The organism is Propionicimonas sp., assembly GCF_049840635.1.
In the GTDB taxonomy this organism is placed as follows: Bacteria; Actinomycetota; Actinomycetes; order Propionibacteriales; family Propionibacteriaceae; genus Propionicimonas.
The window spans coordinates 130,825-148,841 of sequence record NZ_JASGKL010000005.1 but is presented as its reverse complement, the minus strand read 5'-3'; the positions used below and the strand labels follow the sequence as shown (position 1 = coordinate 148,841).

18 protein-coding genes and 1 pseudogene are annotated in these 18,017 nt (G+C 71.4%); 14 read left to right on the top strand and 5 right to left on the bottom strand.

The window, feature by feature from the left end:
• Window positions 1-50: 50 nt before the first annotated feature.
• From fabG to QM779_RS06665, 5 genes are all read left to right on the top strand, one after another.
• Window positions 51-779, top strand: coding sequence for a 3-oxoacyl-ACP reductase FabG (gene fabG / locus QM779_RS06685; protein WP_428533498.1), 729 nt, complete (start codon window positions 51-53; stop codon window positions 777-779).
• Between the two features lie 10 nt (window positions 780-789).
• Window positions 790-1,560: an enoyl-ACP reductase FabI gene (fabI, locus tag QM779_RS06680; RefSeq protein ID WP_428533495.1), complete on the top strand. Its 771-nt coding sequence runs from the start codon at window positions 790-792 to the stop codon at window positions 1,558-1,560.
• Window positions 1,561-1,720: 160 nt separating this feature from the next.
• Complete coding sequence (locus QM779_RS06675; RefSeq protein WP_428533492.1) at window positions 1,721-2,536, top strand: ABC transporter ATP-binding protein; 816 nt, start codon at window positions 1,721-1,723, stop codon at window positions 2,534-2,536.
• A gap of 146 nt (window positions 2,537-2,682) precedes the next feature.
• Window positions 2,683-3,138, top strand: a complete 456-nt coding sequence (locus QM779_RS06670) for an NfeD family protein (protein WP_428533489.1) — start codon at window positions 2,683-2,685, stop codon at window positions 3,136-3,138.
• Between the two features lie 19 nt (window positions 3,139-3,157).
• Entirely contained in the window at window positions 3,158-4,357 is a 1,200-nt protein-coding gene (locus tag QM779_RS06665; RefSeq protein ID WP_428533486.1) for an SPFH domain-containing protein, read from the top strand.
• Between the two features lie 7 nt (window positions 4,358-4,364).
• Here QM779_RS06665 and QM779_RS06660 read toward each other — a convergent pair whose 3' ends face one another.
• On the bottom strand, window positions 4,365-4,940 hold the full coding sequence (locus tag QM779_RS06660) for a TetR/AcrR family transcriptional regulator (RefSeq protein ID WP_428533483.1): 576 nt from the start codon (window positions 4,938-4,940) through the stop codon (window positions 4,365-4,367).
• A 51-nt stretch (window positions 4,941-4,991) separates the two neighbouring features.
• Here QM779_RS06660 and QM779_RS06655 point away from each other — a divergent pair, with 51 nt between their 5' ends.
• Window positions 4,992-6,041: an endonuclease/exonuclease/phosphatase family protein gene (locus QM779_RS06655; RefSeq protein ID WP_428533480.1), complete on the top strand. Its 1,050-nt coding sequence runs from the start codon at window positions 4,992-4,994 to the stop codon at window positions 6,039-6,041.
• On the opposite strand, the gene QM779_RS06650 is transcribed toward QM779_RS06655, so the two are convergent.
• Window positions 6,003-6,995, bottom strand: a complete 993-nt coding sequence (locus QM779_RS06650) for a bile acid:sodium symporter family protein (protein ID WP_428533477.1) — start codon at window positions 6,993-6,995, stop codon at window positions 6,003-6,005. The genes QM779_RS06655 and QM779_RS06650 overlap by 39 nt on opposite strands.
• Window positions 6,996-7,037: 42 nt before the next feature.
• Here QM779_RS06650 and QM779_RS06645 point away from each other — a divergent pair, with 42 nt between their 5' ends.
• Window positions 7,038-7,841: a TrmH family RNA methyltransferase gene (locus QM779_RS06645; RefSeq protein WP_428533474.1), complete on the top strand. Its 804-nt coding sequence runs from the start codon at window positions 7,038-7,040 to the stop codon at window positions 7,839-7,841.
• A gap of 4 nt (window positions 7,842-7,845) precedes the next feature.
• On the opposite strand, the gene QM779_RS06640 is transcribed toward QM779_RS06645, so the two are convergent.
• Both QM779_RS06640 and def read right to left on the bottom strand, forming a co-directional pair.
• Window positions 7,846-9,900, bottom strand: a complete 2,055-nt coding sequence (locus QM779_RS06640) for a PKD domain-containing protein (protein ID WP_428533471.1) — start codon at window positions 9,898-9,900, stop codon at window positions 7,846-7,848.
• 87 nt (window positions 9,901-9,987) lie between these two features.
• The gene (gene def, locus QM779_RS06635; protein WP_428533468.1) at window positions 9,988-10,578 is read right to left on the bottom strand and encodes a peptide deformylase; all 591 of its coding nucleotides are present in this window, start codon (window positions 10,576-10,578) and stop codon (window positions 9,988-9,990) included.
• A gap of 127 nt (window positions 10,579-10,705) precedes the next feature.
• On the opposite strand from def, the gene QM779_RS06630 reads away from it, so the two are divergent.
• Window positions 10,706-11,608 (top strand): tyrosine recombinase XerC, encoded by a 903-nt coding sequence (locus tag QM779_RS06630; protein WP_428538336.1) that lies wholly within the window; start codon window positions 10,706-10,708, stop codon window positions 11,606-11,608.
• A gap of 78 nt (window positions 11,609-11,686) precedes the next feature.
• Here QM779_RS06630 and QM779_RS06625 read toward each other — a convergent pair whose 3' ends face one another.
• Entirely contained in the window at window positions 11,687-12,190 is a 504-nt protein-coding gene (locus tag QM779_RS06625; RefSeq protein ID WP_428533465.1) for a murein hydrolase activator EnvC family protein, read from the bottom strand.
• Window positions 12,191-12,506: 316 nt separating this feature from the next.
• On the opposite strand from QM779_RS06625, the pseudogene rpsB reads away from it, so the two are divergent.
• The 6 genes and pseudogenes from rpsB to rlmN form a co-directional block, all read left to right on the top strand.
• Window positions 12,507-13,343: pseudogene (gene rpsB / locus QM779_RS06620) on the top strand (30S ribosomal protein S2); the annotation flags it as partial.
• Between the two features lie 254 nt (window positions 13,344-13,597).
• Window positions 13,598-14,416 (top strand): translation elongation factor Ts, encoded by an 819-nt coding sequence (gene tsf, locus QM779_RS06615; RefSeq protein ID WP_428533462.1) that lies wholly within the window; start codon window positions 13,598-13,600, stop codon window positions 14,414-14,416.
• Between the two features lie 123 nt (window positions 14,417-14,539).
• On the top strand, window positions 14,540-15,253 hold the full coding sequence (gene pyrH, locus QM779_RS06610; protein ID WP_428533459.1) for a UMP kinase: 714 nt from the start codon (window positions 14,540-14,542) through the stop codon (window positions 15,251-15,253).
• 37 nt (window positions 15,254-15,290) lie between these two features.
• Complete coding sequence (gene frr, locus QM779_RS06605; protein ID WP_428538333.1) at window positions 15,291-15,845, top strand: ribosome recycling factor; 555 nt, start codon at window positions 15,291-15,293, stop codon at window positions 15,843-15,845.
• A 66-nt stretch (window positions 15,846-15,911) separates the two neighbouring features.
• Entirely contained in the window at window positions 15,912-16,787 is an 876-nt protein-coding gene (locus QM779_RS06600; RefSeq protein WP_428533456.1) for a phosphatidate cytidylyltransferase, read from the top strand.
• The gene (gene rlmN / locus QM779_RS06595) at window positions 16,781-17,989 is read left to right on the top strand and encodes a 23S rRNA (adenine(2503)-C(2))-methyltransferase RlmN (RefSeq protein ID WP_428538330.1); all 1,209 of its coding nucleotides are present in this window, start codon (window positions 16,781-16,783) and stop codon (window positions 17,987-17,989) included. Before QM779_RS06600 ends, rlmN begins: the two co-directional genes overlap by 7 nt.
• The last annotated feature ends 28 nt before the right edge of the window (window positions 17,990-18,017 follow it).

Here is an 18,017-nt window from a genome sequence, read left to right as displayed (position 1 = left end):
ACAAGACTAGGTCGAAGACTTCCCGGACACCTTCCGATAGTTTGTCGCCCGTGACTGAAACCTCAACCAGTGCAGTGGCCCGCAGCGTGGTGGTGACCGGTGGCAACCGGGGCATCGGACGGGCCATCGTCGAGAAGTTCCTCGCGGGCGGACACAGGGTCGCCAGCTTCGACATGGGCGGTGAGCCGCCGGAGGGCGTCCTCGGCGTCACCTGCAACGTGACGGACTCCGAGCAGGTGGACGCGGCGTTCAAGGCCGCCGAGGAGGCCAACGGCCCCGTCGAGGTCCTGATCGCGAACGCGGGCATCACCAAGGACACCCTGATCCTGCGGATGTCGGACGCCGACTGGGACGCGGTGATCAACGTCAACCTCACCGGGGCGTTCCGGGTCGCCAAGCGGGCGGCGAAGAGCATGATCCGCGGCAAGTGGGGGCGGATCGTCTTCACCGGCTCGGTCGTCGGCCTGTACGGCTCGGCGGGCCAGGTCAACTACTCCTCGTCCAAGGCCGCGCTGGTCGGCATGGCCCGCTCGCTCACCCGCGAGCTCGGCAGCCGCGGCGTGACTGCGAACGTGGTGGCCCCCGGGTTCATCGAGACCGACATGACCGCCGTCCTGCCCGAGGACGTGATCGCGCGCTACCTCGCGTCCATCCCCGCGGCACGGCTCGGCCAGCCGTCCGAGGTGGCGTCCGCGGTGGCGTTCCTGGCGTCCGAGGAGGCCGGGTTCATCTCCGGCGCCGTGATCCCGGTCGACGGCGGCCTGGGCATGGGGCACTGAGGAGCGGGCCATGGGAATCCTCGAGGGAAAGAACATCCTGGTCGCCGGCGTGACCATGAACACGTCCATCGGCTACCGCGTGGTCGAGATCGCGCAGGCCGAGGGTGCCAACGTCGTGGTGTCCAACTTCGGACGGGCGATGAGCCTGACCGCCCGCGTCCTGCGCCGGCTCGACCCCGAGCCGCCGCTGATCGAGCTGGACGTCACGAACGACGAGCACCTGGCCCGGCTGCCCGAGCTGCTCGGTGAGCACTTCGACCACCTCGACGGCGTCGTGCACTCGATCGCCTTCGCGAACCCGGAGACCGCGCTCGGCGGGAAGTTCCTGTCCACGCCGTTCAGCGATGTCGGGTTCTCCGTCCACGTCTCTGCCTACTCGCTGGTCAGCCTCGCGATGGCCTGCAAGCCGCTGTTCGCCGAGCAGGCGTCCGTGGTCGGGATGACGTTCGACGCGACCGTGTCGTGGCCGACCTACGACTGGATGGGCGTGTCGAAGGCCGCGCTCGAGAGCACCTCGCGCTACCTCGCCCGGTACCTCGGCCCGGAGGGCGTCCGCTGCAACCTCGTCGCCGCCGGCCCGCTCGAGACGATCGCGAAGAAGGCGATCCCCGGCTCGGAGGAGTTCAACGCGATCTGGGGCACCCGGGCGCCGCTCGGCTGGGACCCGAAGGACCTCACCCCAACGGCCAAGGCCGTGGTCGCGCTGCTGTCCGACTGGTTCCCGGCCACCACCGGCGAGATGGTCCACGTCGACGGCGGCCTGCACGCGACCGGCGCCTGACCCCGCGTCCCCACAAACGCTCCCGAAACGCGCAGAGGCTCCCGAAATTTCGGGAGCGCGGACGAGTTTCGGGAGCGTTTGCGCGCGCTGGGCGGTAGGGGCGTCGAGACTCGCGCGCGTGTGGGCCGGTTCGGGGCTCCGGAGTCGGTAGGTTGGGCGCATGAGCGTTGCTGACCTCCAGGGAGTCTCGATCGTCCGGTCGGGGTCGACCCTGCTCAGCAACGTCACGTGGCAGGTCGAGGAGGACCAGCGCTGGGTGGTGATCGGCCCCAACGGGGCGGGCAAGACCACCCTGCTGCAGGTGTTGAGCTCGCAGTGGCACCCGACCTCGGGGACGGCGACGATCCTCGGTGACCGGCTGGGTGAGGTGGACGTGTTCGAGCTGCGGCCACGGATCGGTGTGACGTCGGCGGCGCTCGCCGACCGGATCCCGAAGGGGGAGCGTGTCTCCGACGTCGTCGTGTCCGCCGCCTACGCGGTGATGGGACGCTGGCGCGAGGCGTACGACCAGCTCGACCACGACCGGGCGACGCTGCTCATGCAGCAGCTGCAGGTCGACCACCTCGCCGACCGCACGTTCGGGACGCTCAGCGAGGGCGAGCGCAAGCGCGTCCAGATCGCCCGCGCGCTGATGACGGACCCCGAACTGCTGCTGCTGGACGAGCCGGCCGCCGGCCTGGACCTGACCGGACGCGAGGCGCTGGTCGCGACGCTCTCGGAGATCTGTACCGACCCGTTCGCCCCTGCCACCGTGCTGGTGACCCACCACGTCGAGGAGATCCCGCGCGGGATCACGCACGCGCTCCTGCTCAAGCACGGCCGGATCGTGGCGTCAGGGCCGGTGGCCGAGGTCCTCACCGGCCCCCGCCTGAGCGCGACGTTCGACATCCTGCTCGAGGTCAGCCAGATCGACGGACGCTGGTCGGCCCGCGCGTCGGCGCGCGCGGCGCAGCGTCCGCCCGCCCGGCTCGCCTGATCGGGAGCGTCCGGGGCAGGACGGCCCGCGGGCGCATCGACCGTCGCCGGGTCGTCCTGGTGCGGTAGGGCAAGCAGCCCTTTCGAGCATTCGGCCCGAACGATTCGGTGCGCTTGGCATGATGGAGGGCAGGAAGGGGGTGCACGATGGAGTGGCTCGGTGAACACCTGTGGGTGTTCTGGATGGGGCTGGCGGCAGTGCTCGGGGTGACCGAGCTGCTCACCCTCGACTTCACGCTGTTGATGCTCGCCTCCGGTGCGCTGGCCGGGGGCCTGGTCGCACTCGCCCTTCCCGGTGTGCTGTGGGTGCAGATCGCCGCGGCCGTGGTGGTGGCCGTCGCGATGCTCGCCCTGGCCCGTCCCACCCTGCTGCGCAAGGTGCGCGCGCTCCCCGGCTATCGCTCGAGCGTGGACAAGATGATCGGCAGCTCCGGCGTCGCGCTCACGGAGATCACCTCCGGTGCCGGTGAGGTGAAGGTCGCCGGCGAGGTCTGGACCGCACGCAGCGTGGAGGGGACGATCGCCGCCGGCACCGAGATCGAGGTCTACAAGATCGACGGGGCGATCGTGATCGTCTACCCCCGCAACCTGGCCCTGCCCTGAACCCCGAGGAGAAGAAGAGATGCCCGCATTCCTGGCCGCGATCCTGTGGCTGCTGGTCGCGCTGGTCGTGGTGACCGTCATCCTGCGCGCGGTCCGCGTGGTCCGCCAGCAGCAGGTGGGGGTGGTCGAACGGCTCGGCAAGTTCCGCCGGACGCTCGAACCCGGCCCGCACCTGCTGGTCCCCGTGATCGACGCGGTCCGCTACACGATGGACATGCGTGAGGCGGTCGTCCCGTTCCCGCCGCAGGGAGTGATCACCGAGGACAACCTGATGGTGAACATCGACTCGGTCATCTACTACCAGGTGGTCGACCCGGTCCGCGCGGCGTACGAGGCCCAGAACTACATCCAGGCGATCGAGCAGCTCACGATGACCACGCTGCGCAACATCATCGGCGGCCTCGACCTGGAGCAGACGCTGACCAGCCGCGAGGAGATCAACCAGAAGCTGCGCGCCGTGCTGGACGAGGCGACCGGCAAGTGGGGCATCAAGGTCAACCGCGTGGAGCTGCGCTCGATCGAGCCGCCGGCGACCATCAGGGACGCGATGGAGAAGGGCGCGCGCGCCGAGCGGGACAAGCGGGCCGCGATCCTCACCGCGGAGGGCCAGCGCCAGTCGATGATCCTGTCCGCGTCCGGTGACAGGGAGGCGTCGATCCTGAGGGCGCAGGGCGAGCGCGAGTCCGCGGTGCTGCGCGCGCAGGCCGACCGGCAGGCCGCGATGCTGAGGGCGGAGGGCGAGGCGCAGGCGATCACGACCACCTTCAACGCCATCCACGCCGGCCAGCCCACGCAGTCGCTGCTGGCCTACCAGTACATGCGAATGCTGCCGAACCTGGCGCGCGGTGAGTCCAACAAGGTGTGGATCATCCCCAGCGAGCTCAACGATGCCCTGAAGGGGCTGGGCCAGGTGGCCGGCAACGCCGCGGCGAAGGCGATGGGGCTGGACGCGGAGGCCGACGGCACCTTCCAGGCGCCGGAGCCGGTGGACGTGTTCGCAGAGATCGAGGCGCAGAAGAAGGTCGACGAGGAGAGTTCCGCTGCGTCCGTCCAGCAGGCGATCGCCGAGGCCGAGGCGCTCGAGGGACGCAGGGCCGCGCGGCTGGCGACCGAACCGACGAACGCGCTCCCCGCGCGGGCGACCACCGCGTCGGCGGCGAGCCCGTCGTCCGACGCGGAGCCCGAACCGGCCCCCGCACCCGCAGACCCGGCGTCCTGACTCGCGGCTACTCGCCCAACCCCAGCAGGTCGACCAGGTAGCCGAGGTGCTCGGCCATGTCGGTCCCCGGGTCGAGCAGCCATTGGGTCTGCAGGCCGTCGGAGGCGGCGATCAGGAGGTTGGCCAGCTTCGCCGCGTCCAGGTGGGCGGGCAGGGTGCCGGCCTCCTGGCGGGCGCGGAGGTCGGCGACGAGGTACCCGCGGATCCGGTCGTAGCGCTCCACGAAGGCCTCGTGCTCGGGGTGCTCGGGGTGCGCGGCCTCCACCGAGTACTGGGCGTAGAGCTGCACGAGGCCGGGCACCTCCGCGTTGTGGCGGACGATGTCGACCAGCGTCCTCACGGCGGCCTCGCCGCCGGCGGCGCGCTCCCTGTCGACGGCGTCCCGCTTGAGCAGGACCTCCGCGAACAGCTCCTCCTTCGAGGAGAAGTAGTGCAGCAGGCCGGCCTGGCTGAGCCCCACCGCTGCGGCCAGCTCGCGGACGGAGGTGCGCTTGTAACCGCTGCGTGCGATCACCTCGAGGGCGGTGGTCAGGATCTCCTCACGCTTGGCGAGGCCCTTGGCGTAGCGGGCGGGGCGGGTCACAGGGACATGGTAGGGGGTCGCGTCGCCCACACGGCGGGTAGCCTCCAGAGGGTGGGGAAGCCGCGGAGCGCCGTGATCGCGCTGCTGGCGCTGCTCCTGGCCCTCTCGACCGCCTGCACGGCGCCCGCCCCGACGGGCTCGCCGGCGCCCGTGGCGTCCACGGCCCCCACGGTTGCGTCGACGGGGACCGCGCACCCGTCCGGCCCCGCGCTCGACGTGCGGGCGATGAGCTGGAATGTCCTGGGGGGTCCGGTGCCGGAGGACTGGTTCCCGCTGATCCCGCGCACCGAGCTGGAGCCGATGAGGCGCGCTCCCGCCACGGTCGCCAAGGTGCGGCTGGCCGACCCCGACGTCGCCGGGTTCCAGGAGTTCCAGAACGGGAGCGACTCCGCCGCGTGGATCGAGCAGCAGCTCGTCGACTACACCTGGGTGCACGGACCCGACAACCACGCGATCATCGTGCGTACCAGCCGCTTCGCCGTGGTCGACCAGGGCAACCGGCGCCTCAACGTGGCGGGCGAGCAGGGCGCGATCCTCGACCGGTACGTCGACTGGGTGCGCGTCCAGGACCGCGCCAGTGGTCGGACGATGCTGGTCCTGGACCTCCACGCGCACGCCTGGCAGTCGTCGGCGCTGGCCGCCGTTCGGGCGCTGGCGATCACGCGTCTCGTCGACCTCCTCGCCGAGCTCGACCCGGAGCTGGCCGAACCGCTGGTCCTGCTGGGCGACTTCAACGCCAAGAGCACGGAGACCCGCCCGGTCTATCGCGCGCACCTGGTGAAGCTGGCCGCGGCCGGTCTGGTGGATGCACAGCACGCGGCGCGGAAGGACACCTCCGACGTCCCGGGGGCCGCCTCGCTGAACCAGATGTCGGCGACCGTCGACGGGACGCCGACAGCGAAGGCCGTCAAGCGCACCGGGGTGCACATCGACTACGTCTGGGCGCCGGCGGCCGGCGTCACGGTACGGACCTGGGCGGTCCTGTCCGGTCCGGGGGTGGAGTGGAGTCGGACGACCCGCGGACGCGTCGCGATGTGGACGGGGATCATCCCGTCCGACCACTCACCGGTCGTCGCCGACCTGCGGTTCCGGAGGCGCTGAACGGGCGTAACGCCCTGCGAGGGCCGAGCAGGCCATCAGCTGGGCCTGGTGGAACAGCACCAGCGGCAGGATCAGCAGGCCGACCGGCTGACCGGCGAAGATGACACCGGCCATCGGCAGGCCGCTGGCGAGGGACTTCTTGGTGCCGCAGAACTGGATGGCGATCGCGTCCGCGCGGTCGAAGCCGAGCCGCCGCGCCGTCCACCAGGTCAGGCCCAGCATGATCGCGAGCACCACCACACTGACCGCCAGCACGACCAGCAGGGACGTCCACGACGTCTGCGTCCACATGCCCTCCCTCATGCCGGTGGAGAACGCCGAGTACACGACGAGCACGATCGAGCCGCGATCGACCAGCTTCAGTTCGGGGTGCGCCTTCACGAAGCCGCCGATCCACCGCCGGGCCAGCTGGCCGAGCACGAACGGGACGAACAGCTGCAACAGGATGTCGACGATCGTCGAGGTGGTGAACTCGACGCGTCCCGTCCCGCTCAGGAGCAACCAGCACAGCAGCGGGGTGAGGAATACGCCCAGGATGTTGGACGCGGACGCGCTCACCACCGCGCCGGCGACGTTGCCCTTCGCGATCGAGGTGAACGCGATCGAGGACTGCACGGTGGAGGGGACCAGCGTCAGGTACAGCAGGCCGGTGGACAGCCCGGGGCCGACCAGCGGGCCGGCGACGGCCACCACGGCCAGGCCGACCAACGGGAAGAGCACGTAGGTGAAGGAGAGGATCGTCAGGTGCAGGCGCCAGTGCTTCAGGCCCGCGAGGGTCTCCGCCGGGCTGAGCCGGGCCCCGTAGAGGAAGAACAGCAGTGCGATCGCGACCGTGGTGGTGACGTCGAGCGCGTCCGCCCAGAACCCGGTGGCGGGGAAGAGGGACGCCAGGACGGCCGCCGTGACGATGGCGAGCAGGAACCGGTCGATGGGGAGTCGGGAGAGCCAGGACATCGTCGAACATCCTAGGGCCGCGCCAGCTCCTACAATCGCGGCGTGGCCACCCTGATCCGCATCGACGACCCGTCCGACCCGCGACTGGCCGACTACGTGGGGCTACGGGAGGCGACGCTGCGGCGGCTGTTGGAGACCGAGCAGGGGATCTTCATCGCCGAGGGCAGCACGGTGATCCGACGTGCGGTCGAGGCCGGCTACCCGCCGCGCTCGTTCCTGCTGGCCGAGCGCTGGCTGGCGGGGCTGGCCGACCTGCTCGACGGCCTGGACGTCCCGGTGTACGTGGTCACCGAGCCACTCGCGGAGAGCGTCACCGGATTCCACGTGCACCGAGGCGCGCTCGCGTCCCTCCACCGGGTGGGCCGGCACACGGTGGCGGACGTGCTGGCCGGGCGGCGGGTGATGGTGCTGGAGGACCTCGTCGACCACACGAACGTGGGGGCGATCGCCCGCAACGCGGCCGGTCTGGGCTGGGACGGGATGCTGGTCAGCGCACACTGTGCCGACCCGCTGTACCGGCGGTCGGTGAAGGTCTCGATGGGGACCGTGCTGTCGCTGCCGTGGGCACGGCTCGACGACCGGGTCGACCTCGGCGTGCTGCTCCGCGACGCCGGCTACCGGGTCGCGGCGCTGGCACTGGCCGACGACGCGGTGGACCTCGCCACGTTCGCCGGATCGCTGCGGCCCGACGACAAGGTGGCGGTGCTCCTCGGCACCGAGGGGCACGGGCTGAGCGCGGCATGGCTCGAGGCCGCGGATGCGGTCGTCACCATCCCGATGCGGGCGGGCGTGGACTCGCTGAACGTCGCCGCGGCCAGCGCGATCGCCGGTTACGTGCTCGCCTGAACGGTCAGGCCGGGGGCAGCACCACCGTCCAGGCGATCGCCTTCGCGCTGGCCACCGCGCTGGTGCCCGCCATCGTGCCCGACGCGCCCGCGCCGGACTGGACGGCGTCACCCGCCGCGGCCGTGACCATGCCGCTGCCCGTTCCGGCGATGTCCTCGCGCTCGGTGAGGCTGGAGGGCGCAGACCAGGTGTGGGCCGTGTTCACCTTGTCCGCCCAGTACCGCACGACGACCGACCCTGCCTGGGCGACGGACGCCGACGGTGCGAGGTGATCGGTGACGGACGCGCTTCCCTCGGCCAGACCGGTCGCGGCAGGAGCGCCCGCGTCGGCGTACGCCAGCAGCGTGGCAGAGGCCTTGGAGATCGCGTCGAGCCCGATGCTGACGGTGGAGCCCCCGGTCGCCCCGACCGCGACCCTGGTGAACACCCAACTGCGCACCTCGGTGCCGTCGCTCACGGTGTCGACCAGCGTCCAGCCGGTCGGTGTGGTCGCGGTCGCGGCACGGTTGGTCGTCACGAAGAGCAGCAGCCTGTCGTCCGCCTTCACTGTGGCCGGCACGGTGACCTTTGCGCTCGTCGTGTTGGCGTAGCTGCTCACGGACGCGCGGAAGGTCGGGCTCGTCGCGGGGGGCGGCGGGTCGGTGGGGTTCGCCGACACGGTGGCGGTGCTGCTGGCGGCGTCGTCGTCGGTCACCGTGAGGGTGACCGTGAAGGTGCCGGCCTGCGCGTAGGTGTGGCTCGGCGCGGCAGCGGTGGCGGTGGCCCCGTCACCGAAGTCCCAGGCGAAGCTCGCGATCGTTCCGTCGGAATCGGCCGAGGACGAGCCGTCGAAGCTGCAGGTCAGGTCTGCGCAGCTCACCGTCGCGACCGCGCTGGGGGGCTGGTTGGTGGGTGGTGCGGAGTCGGCGACGAGGATCACCGCGTACTCGGCGCCTCCGCCGCCGGCCTTGACGGCGTTGGTCACGCCCGACACGTACACCGCGGACGTGCGGGTGGTCGTCGTGCCGTCGCCCAGCTGGCCGGTGGCGTTGTACCCCCAGGCCTGGGCGCGTCCGTCCGCGGTGGTGACGATCCCGAAGTCCCGGCCCGCCCCCATCGTGGTGGCGTTCGACACGCCGAGCACCTGGACCGGTCGGGTGCGATCGGTCGTCGTGCCGTCGCCCAGGGCCGCCCGGTAGTTGCGCCCCCAGGCCAGGACGCGGCCGTCGGTCGTCCGCGCCTGGGAGTGGTGGGCCCCCGCGGCCACCTCGGCGACGCCGGAAGTGATCAGGACCGGGGAGGTGCGATTGACCTTGGTGCCGTCCCCGACCTGGCCGTAGGCGTTCCAGCCCCACGCCCAGACCTGCCCGCTGCTCGTGACGGCCAGCCCGTGGTCGCGGCCGCCGGCCACGCCGACGACGTCGGTCAGGCTGCCGACGCGGACGGGGGAGAGGCTGGCGACCGTGGTGCCGTTGCCCAGCTGGCCCTCGACGTTGCGTCCCCAGGCGACGAGTTGCCCGTTGCTCCGGATCGCATAGGTCATGTCGCGGCCGGCAGCGATACCGACCGCATCGGTGAGTCCAGACACCTGGACGGGGCTGCGCCGCAGCGTGGTCGAGCCGTCACCGAGCTGGCCGTCGCTGTTGAGGCCCCAGTCCCAGACGGTGCCGTCCCCTTTGAGCGCAACCGTGTAGTTGTGGCCCGTTTCCACCGCGATGACGCCCGAGAGGCCGGGCACCTCGGTCGGGGTCGACCTGTTCCCCGTGGTCCCGGTCCCCAGCTGGCCCTCGTCGTTGCTGCCCCAGGTGTAGACGTGACCGTCCGACGTCAGGGCGGCGACGTGCTCGCGACCCCCGTGGATGTCGACGAAGGTGTGGCCACCCACCACCTCGGTCGGGACCAGGCTCGACGTGGTCGTCCCCGTGCCGAGCTGGCCGTACCCGTTGCCGCCCCACGTGACGGCGCGGGCCTCCGTGGTGGCGGCGTGGGCGACCGGCCCGGCGATCGTCGAGGCGAGACCGGTCAGGACCACACCGGTCGCGAGCAGTGCGAATCCACGCGTGCGAACACTTCTCTGCATCATCAGCCCCCCGAAGCGCAACAACCCCCTAACGGGAGATGCTCCGCCGCCACGTCGCCGACGTCAATACTCAGCCCGGTTCGAACCTCAGCCGTCGGCGGAGGACCTCTTCGGGGTGACCGGCCAGTCGGCGGGGTAGAGGTGGGCGAGCTCCTCGTGCTGGGCGTACAGCTTGCGGCGCATCCGGGTGGACAGCCGGTCACCGAAGACCGTCCCGTTGAGGTGGTCTGTCTCGTGCTGGAGGCAGCGGGCCAGCGTCCCGGTGCCGTCCACCGTCACCGGATTGCCCCAGGGGTCGACGCCCGTGCAGGTGGCCTTGTCGGGTCGGGCGAGCGGCTGGTAGCCGCCGGGAAGGGACAGGCACCCCTCCTCGGTCGACTCGAGATTGCGCTGGTCGCCCTCGGGCAGCGTGACGACGGGGTTGCAGATGGCGCCGACGCGGTTGATGTCGTCCGCGTCGGGGCAGTCGTAGACGAACACCGCGAGGTCGACCCCGACCTGGGTGGCGGCCAGGCCGACGCCCCGGGCGGCCTCCATCGTGGCGAACATGTCGCGGACGAGCGCGTGCAGTTCGTCGTCGAAGCTGGTCACGGGACGGGTGCGCGCGTGCATGACCGGCTCACCCCAGCGGGTGATCGGCCGCAACGTCCCGCCGGTGGTCAGTTCCTCGATGCCCATGCTCTCCTCGCTCCTGGTCGCCCCCGACATCTTATGGTTCGCGGCGGGTGCGCTTGCACGAGCGCGGCCCCGGGGTGACGCTGGCCGGGTGGACGAGACGGTGGAGCTGGCCCCGCGTGCTGCGGCAATGATCGCGGCCTTCGCCGACCACCTCCGGCTCGAACGGGGGCTGTCGCCCCACACCGTCCGTGCCTACACCGGGGACCTCACCCACCTGTTCAGCCACCTGGCGCGAGTGGGGGAGGGCGAGCCGGGCGAGGTCACGCTGGCCGACCTGCGCACCTGGCTGGCCAACCAGCACGCCACCGGCGCGGATCGGGCGACCCTGCAGCGGCGGGCCGCGGGAGTACGCGCCTTCTTCGCCTGGGCTGCCCGGACCGGCCGGCTGCCCTCCGATCCGGCGCAGGCCCTACGCTCGCCACGCGTGGACCGGCGGCTGCCCCCCACGGTCGATGTTGACCAGGCCCGCCGCGCGCTGGACGGGCTGGCGGCCAGGGTCGAGGAGGCCGAACCGGAGGACGAGCGCGCCGCTCGCCGCAGGGACCTCGCCATCGTCGAGGTGCTCTACGCGAGCGGCATCCGGGTCTCCGAACTGGTCGGCCTCGACACCGACGACCTCGACACCCAGCGCGGCCTGCTGCGGGTGATGGGCAAGGGCGGCAAGCAGCGGACGGTGCCACTCGGGGCTCCGGCCCTGCGCGCCCTGGATGGCTGGCTGGACGTCCGTCCACGACTGGCCCGCGCGGCGGCGGGCAGGGCCATGTTCGTCGGCGACCGCGGCGCCCGCATCGACCCCCGTGTCGTCCGCCGAATGGTGCACAGGGCCCTCGGCGCCGTGCCGGACGCTCCCGACCTCGGGCCGCACGGACTCCGCCACGCGATGGCCACCCACCTGCTCGAGGGTGGCGCCGACCTCCGCTCGGTGCAGGAACTCCTGGGGCACTCCTCGCTGGCCACCACGCAGCTGTACACGCATGTTTCGGGCGACCGGCTGCGGAAGGCCTACCAGCAGGCGCACCCGCGCGCCTGACCGGGTCCTGGTCGGGCCCCGGAAGGCGCCGACGGGCCCACGCGGGCCGGCGTCGCCCCGGGACAGCCGCTCGGAGGGTCACGTCCCGACGCCGGCGATGGCGGTGCCGGGGAGCAGCCGCAGCGGCTCCGGGTCGAGGAGGCCCATCGGGTCCAGATAGGTGTCGCCGCGCTTCAGCCCCCAGTGCAGGCAGGTGCCACCGGGGCACGGGTGGCCGGCCCGCAGCGTCCCCAGCCGCTCGCCCGCGGCGACCGTGTCGCCCGCCCGCACCGACGCCTCGACCGGCAGGTAGGTCGTGCGCAACTCCCCATGGGAGACCACGACCACGCCACGCCCGGCGATGGTGCCGGTGAAGACCACAGTGCCGGCCATCGCCGCGCCCACGCGCGCGCCGACCGGTCCCCGGATGTCCACGCCACGGTGCCCGGCCAGCCAGGGCTGGTCCGGGGGATCGAACCCCCGCACGACCGGTCCGTCGAGAGGCAGCACGGCGACCGGCCCCGCGGTGGCGGGCGGGGCGGCCCCGGCGGCCCACAGGCAGGCCGCCAGCGCCGCCAGCATCACGAGTCGTAGCTTCTTCATGCCCTCATCCTCGGCAACGGGGGCCGGCAGCGCTCACCCGGTTCCGCCGCCTGTGGATGACGCTCCGGGAACCGCTCGTCTGTGGAAAACCCCGATTGGTGGCCGCGCCCGTCGAGCGCGTAGGATGGCCGGAGCGTTCCGGACCGATCCGGGGCGACTTCGCACGCAGTCCCTCCGCCACTGGCGGGCCGGCCCCGTGGTCCCAGCGATGGGTGGGTCACCGGCGGCTGCGTCAGGCGGGCCGAAGAGTTCGGCCCGGACAACCCAAGCGGGTTTCGGCGGCCGCGTCCGCCCGCCCGCGCAGAAAGGAACCGCCATGGCCGTCGTCACCACGCGCCAGCTGCTCGACAGCGGCGTCCACTTCGGGCACCAGACCCGTCGCTGGAACCCCAAGATGAAGAAGTTCATCTTCACCGAGCGCAACGGCATCTACATCATCGACCTGCAGCAGTCGCTCTCCTACATCGACACCGCCTACGGCTTCGTCAAGGACACCGTCGCCAAGGGCGGCCAGGTGCTCTTCATCGGCACCAAGAAGCAGGCCCAGGAGGCCATCGCCGAGCAGGCGACCCGCGTCGGGATGCCCTTCGTGAACCAGCGCTGGCTGGGTGGCATGCTCACCAACTTCGGCACGATCAGCAAGCGGATCGCGAAGATGAAGGAGCTCGAGGGCATCAACTTCGACGACGTCGCCTCGTCCGGGCTGACCAAGAAGGAACTGCTGCAGCAGAAGCGCAAGAAGGACAAGCTGGCCAAGACCCTGGGCGGCATCCGCGACATGCACAAGCTGCCGCAGGCCATCTGGGTGGTCGACACCAACAAGGAGCACCTGGCGATCGACGAGGCCCGCAAGCTGCGGATCCCGATCGTCGGCATCCTCGACACCAACTGCGACCCCGACCAGGTCGACTTCCCGATCCCCGGCAACGACGACGCGATCCGCTCGGTCGCCCTGCTCACCCGGGTGCTCGCGGACGCCGTGGCCGAGGGCCTGCTCGCCCGCTCCTCCGGTGCCGCCACCGGCGAAGAGGCCGAGCCGATGCCCGACTGGGAGCGTGACCTGCTCTCCGGTGACGCCGCCCCGGCCGAGGCCGAGCCGGTCTCCGCCGTGAAGGAGGCGGAGCTCGAGGAGGTCGCCGCCGGCGCCGAGAAGATCGCCGAGGACGTCGCAGAGATCACCGCTGAGGTGGCCGCAGAGGTTGAGGCCGAGATCGCGGCCGAGCCCGAGGCCGAGGTGGCCGCTGAGCCCGTCGTCGAGCCTGAGCCCGTCGTGGCCGCTGAGCCTGTCGTCGAGGCCGAGGCCGTCGTGGAGACCGAGCCCGAGGCCGAGCCTGTCGTCGAGGCCGAGGTGGCCGAGCCGGCCGCAGCGAAGCCCGCCAAGAAGACCAAGTAAGGGAAACGAAGAGAATGGCAACGATCACTGCCGCGGACGTCAAGAAGCTCCGCGACGCCACGGGCGCCGGGATGATGGACGCGAAGAAGGCCCTCACCGAGGCTGACGGCGACTTCGACGCCGCCGTCGAGATCCTGCGGGTCACCGGCCAGGCGAAGATGGCCAAGCGGAGCGACCGCGAGGCCACCAACGGCCTGGTCGCCGCGTCCGGCAACACGGTCATCCAGCTGGCCGCCGAGACCGACTTCGTGGCGAAGAACGAGGAGTTCATGGAACTCGCCGCCCAGATCGCCGCCGCGGTGGACGCCGCCGGTGCCCACGGTGTCGAGGCGGCCAGCGCCGTCGCGCTCCCGTCCGGCAAGACCGTCCAGGACGCCGTCAACGAGCTCTCGGCCAAGATCGGCGAGAAGCTCGAGCTGGCCAACTCGGCGACCTACGCCGGCCCGGTGGACATCTACCTGCACAAGCGGTCCCAGGACCTGCCGCCGCAGGTCGGCGTCATGATCGAGTACACGGGCAAGGAGGACGCGGCGTTCATCCGCGGCATCGCCCACCAGATCGCGGCCATGTCCCCGCAGTGGGTCACGCGCGACGAGGTCCCGGCCGACGTGGTCGCCAACGAGCGTCACATCGCCGAGCTGACCGCCAAGGAGGAGGGCAAGCCGGAGGCGATCATCCCGCGGATCGTCGACGGACGCCTGGGCGGCTTCTACAAGGAGGTCGTCCTCGTCGAGCAGCCGAGCGTCTCCGACGACAAGCTGACCGTCGGCCAGCTGCTGAAGAACAACGGCGTCGAGGTCAAGCGCTTCGTGCGGTTCGCCGCCGGCGCCTGAGCCAGGCCCACCCGGGCGGCCGTCCAGCTGTGCTGGGCGGCCGCTTCGGCGTCCTGCGTCCGTTAGTGTGGGGCAGGCGCCCTGACGACGACGCCCGCCCGCGACCGCCCTGGAGGATCCCCGATGACCAGTCCCTACCGCCGTGTCCTGCTGAAGCTCTCGGGTGAGGCCTTCGGTGGCGGGAAGCTGGGCGTCGATCCGGACGTGATCGCCGGTATCGCAGAGGAGATCGCCGGCGTGGTCGCGACCGGCGTGCAGGTGTCGATCGTCACCGGTGGCGGCAACTTCTTCCGCGGCGCGGAGCTGCAGACCCGCGGGATGGACAGGGCGCGCGCGGACTACATGGGCATGCTCGGCACCGTCATGAACAGCCTCGCGCTGCAGGACTTCCTGGAGAAGGCGGGCGCGGCGAGCCGCGTCCAGACCGCGATCGCCATGGGCCAGGTGGCCGAGCCGTACATCCCGCTGCGGGCGATCCGGCACCTCGACAAGGGCCGGGTCGTGATCTTCGGCGCCGGCTCGGGGATGCCGTTCTTCTCCACCGACACGGTGGCGGCGCAGCGGGCGCTGGAGACCCACGCCGACGTGCTGCTGATGGCCAAGCAGGGCACCGACGGCGTCTACGACTCCGACCCCCGCACCAACCCGGACGCGAAGAAGTTCGACGAGCTCACCTACGACGACTTCCTGTCCAGGGACCTGAAGGTGGCGGACGCGACGGCGATCAGCCTCGCCCGCGACTACCGGCTGCCGATGGTCTTCTTCGACCTCGGCGTGCCGGGGAACATCGCGCGGGTCGTCGCAGGTGAGAAGATCGGAACCACCCTGCACGCCTGAACGCGCGCGGGAGAACGAGAAGGGAAGGGACCTCGTGATCGACGAGATCATCAAGGACGCCGAGCACAAGATGGTCGCTGCGGTCGACCACGCCCGCGAGGAGTTCGCGGCGATCCGGACGGGCCGGGCCCACCCGGCGATGTTCAACAAGCTGATGGTGGACTACTACGGGGCACCGACGCCGCTGCAGCAGCTGGCCACGTTCCAGGTGCCGGAGGCCCGCACGGTGCTGATCAGCCCGTTCGACCGCGGCGCGATGGCCGGCATCGAGAAGGCGATCCGGGACTCCGACCTCGGCGTGAACCCCGCCAACGACGGCAACGTGATCCGGCTGGTGATGCCGCAGCTCACCGAGGAGCGTCGCAAGGAGTACATCAAGCTGGCCCGCCACAAGGCCGAGGAGGCCAGGGTCGCCGTCCGCAACGTTCGCAGGCACGGCATCGAGAGCGTGAACAAGCTGGTCAAGGACAAGGAGATCAGCGAGGACGACGCCCGCGGGGCGGAGAAGCAGCTGGAGGCCGCGACCAAGAAGCACGTCGACAGCGTCGACGAGCTGCTGAAGGCCAAGGAAGCGGAACTGCTGGAGGTCTGAGTTGAGCACCCCACGGAGTTCTTCTCCTCCGCTGCGCTCCTCCGAACAACTCCGCGGGGGCCCCGAGTGACCGCTAGCGACCCCCAGCCCGGTCCGCGCACCTCGCGTGCGGGCCGGGACCTGCCCGCCGCCATCGCGGTGGGGCTGGGCCTGTTCATCTACGTGGTGATCACGCTCGCCTGGTGGCCGGTGGGCTTCATCGTCCTGCTCGTCGCGCTGACCAGCCTGGGCACGATCGAGGTGCACCAGGCGCTGCTGCGGATCGGGATGCGCTCGGCGATCGTGCCGGTCGTGATCGGCAACGTCGCGATCATCGGGGGGTCGTACGCCGCCGCGGCCCTCCAGTCGGTGTCCAAGGTGCCCTGGCACGTCGTCCTGCTGGGGACGATCGGCGGGACGGTGCTGCTGGCGCTGATCTGGCGCATGTTCGGCGGCGCGGAGAACTACGTGAAGGACAGCGCCGCGAGCCTGTTCATCATCGGCTACATCCCGCTGCTGGCGTCCTTCGTCGGGCTGATCCTCGCCGAGCAGCACGGGGTGGCGAAGGTGGTGGCGGTGTTCGTCTGCGTGGTCGCCAGCGACGTCGGCGGTTATGCCGCGGGCGCGACGCTGGGCCGGCACGCGATGGCCCCGAACATCAGCCCGAAGAAGACCTGGGAGGGCATGGCCGGCTCGGTCGTCCTCGCGAGCACGCTGGGCATCCTGTTGAGCGTCTACGTGCTCCACCAGGCGTGGTGGTTCGGGCTGCTGCTCGCCGTCGTCGTCGTGGTCACGGGGACGGCCGGTGACCTGATCGAGTCGCTGATCAAGAGGGACGTGGGGATCAAGGACATGAGCTCGTTCCTGCCCGGGCACGGCGGCGTGATGGACCGCCTCGACTCCACGCTGGTCGCCGCGCCGGCCGCGTGGCTGGTGTTCGTCCTCTCGGGGGTGGCCTGGTGACCGGGCTGACGCCGGAGGAGGTGTCGGCGTACGCGGAGTCGGTCGCCCACGCCGAGGCGGGACGCACTGTCCCGCTGGCCCTGGGCACCCCCCGGCGCGGCAAGCCGCCGTTGCACTGGGCGGACCTGGACGCGGCGCAGCGGGCGGACGAGATCGCGGCCCTCGGGTTGCCGAAGTTCCGGGTGAACCAGCTCACCCGCCACCTGTTCGACCGGCTGGAGGCCGACCCGTCCGGGTGGACCGACATCCCGAAGGTCGAGCGGGAGGTGCTCGCCGCGCGCTTCGCCCCGTCCCTGTTGGAGCGGGTGCGCGACCAGTCGGCCGACGGCGGCACGACGGTGAAGACGCTGTGGCGGCTGCACGACGGCTCGCTCGTCGAGAGCGTGCTGATGCGCTACGGCGTGCCCGGCGTCCGGGCGAGCGGCTCCGGGCGGGAGCGGGCGACCGTCTGCATCTCGTCCCAGGCCGGCTGCGGGATGGCGTGCCCATTCTGCGCGACAGGGCAGGGCGGGCTGCAGCGCAACCTGAGCACCGGGGAGATCCTCGCCCAGGTCGTGGACGCCGCGCGCCGGCTGCGCGACGGCGAGGTGCCCGGCGGCCCGGGCCGGATCAACAACATCGTGTTCATGGGCATGGGCGAGCCGATGGCGAACTACACGGCCGTGCTGCGGGCGGTCCGGACGATGGTCGCCCCTGCCCCCGAGGGGCTCGGCATCTCCGCACGCGGGATCACGATCTCGACGGTCGGACTCGTGCCCCAGATCCAGCGGCTGACCGCGGAAGGGCTGCCGGTCACCCTGGCGGTGAGCCTGCACGCCCCGGACGACGAGCTGCGCGACGAGCTGTGCCCGATCAACACGCGCTGGAACGCCCGCGAGGTGGTGAACGCCGCCCGCGGCTACTTCGAGACGACCGGACGCAGGGTGTCGATCGAGTACGCGCTGATCCGGGACGTGAACGACCAGGCCTGGCGTGCCGACGCGCTGGCCGACCTGCTCGGCGGTACCGGCTACGGCTGGGTGCACGTGAACCTGATCCCGCTGAACCCGACCCCTGGCTCCCGCTGGACCGCGTCCCGCCGCTCGGACGAGGACGCCTTCGTGCGCAGGCTGGAGGCCCGCGGCGTCGCCGTCACCGTCCGCGACACCCGGGGCCGCGAGATCGACGGCGCCTGCGGCCAGCTCGCCGCCCAGGGCGCCTGAAAGGTCGTCGCTCGCGGATCGGACGTTC

What these genes read in the sequence shown, in the direction of transcription:
- fabI (WP_428533495.1), top strand. Translation starts at nt 790, where the DNA reads ATGGGAATCCTCGAGGGAAAGAACATCCTGGTCGCCGGCGTGACCATG.
- QM779_RS06675 (WP_428533492.1), top strand. Translation starts at nt 1,721, where the DNA reads ATGAGCGTTGCTGACCTCCAGGGAGTCTCGATCGTCCGGTCGGGGTCG.
- QM779_RS06670 (WP_428533489.1), top strand. Translation starts at nt 2,683, where the DNA reads ATGGAGTGGCTCGGTGAACACCTGTGGGTGTTCTGGATGGGGCTGGCG.
- QM779_RS06665 (WP_428533486.1), top strand. Translation starts at nt 3,158, where the DNA reads ATGCCCGCATTCCTGGCCGCGATCCTGTGGCTGCTGGTCGCGCTGGTC.
- QM779_RS06650 (WP_428533477.1), bottom strand. Translation starts at nt 6,995, where the DNA reads ATGTCCTGGCTCTCCCGACTCCCCATCGACCGGTTCCTGCTCGCCATC.
- QM779_RS06640 (WP_428533471.1), bottom strand. Translation starts at nt 9,900, where the DNA reads ATGCAGAGAAGTGTTCGCACGCGTGGATTCGCACTGCTCGCGACCGGT.
- def (WP_428533468.1), bottom strand. Translation starts at nt 10,578, where the DNA reads ATGGGCATCGAGGAACTGACCACCGGCGGGACGTTGCGGCCGATCACC.
- QM779_RS06630 (WP_428538336.1), top strand. Translation starts at nt 10,706, where the DNA reads ATGATCGCGGCCTTCGCCGACCACCTCCGGCTCGAACGGGGGCTGTCG.
- QM779_RS06625 (WP_428533465.1), bottom strand. Translation starts at nt 12,190, where the DNA reads ATGAAGAAGCTACGACTCGTGATGCTGGCGGCGCTGGCGGCCTGCCTG.
- tsf (WP_428533462.1), top strand. Translation starts at nt 13,598, where the DNA reads ATGGCAACGATCACTGCCGCGGACGTCAAGAAGCTCCGCGACGCCACG.
- pyrH (WP_428533459.1), top strand. Translation starts at nt 14,540, where the DNA reads ATGACCAGTCCCTACCGCCGTGTCCTGCTGAAGCTCTCGGGTGAGGCC.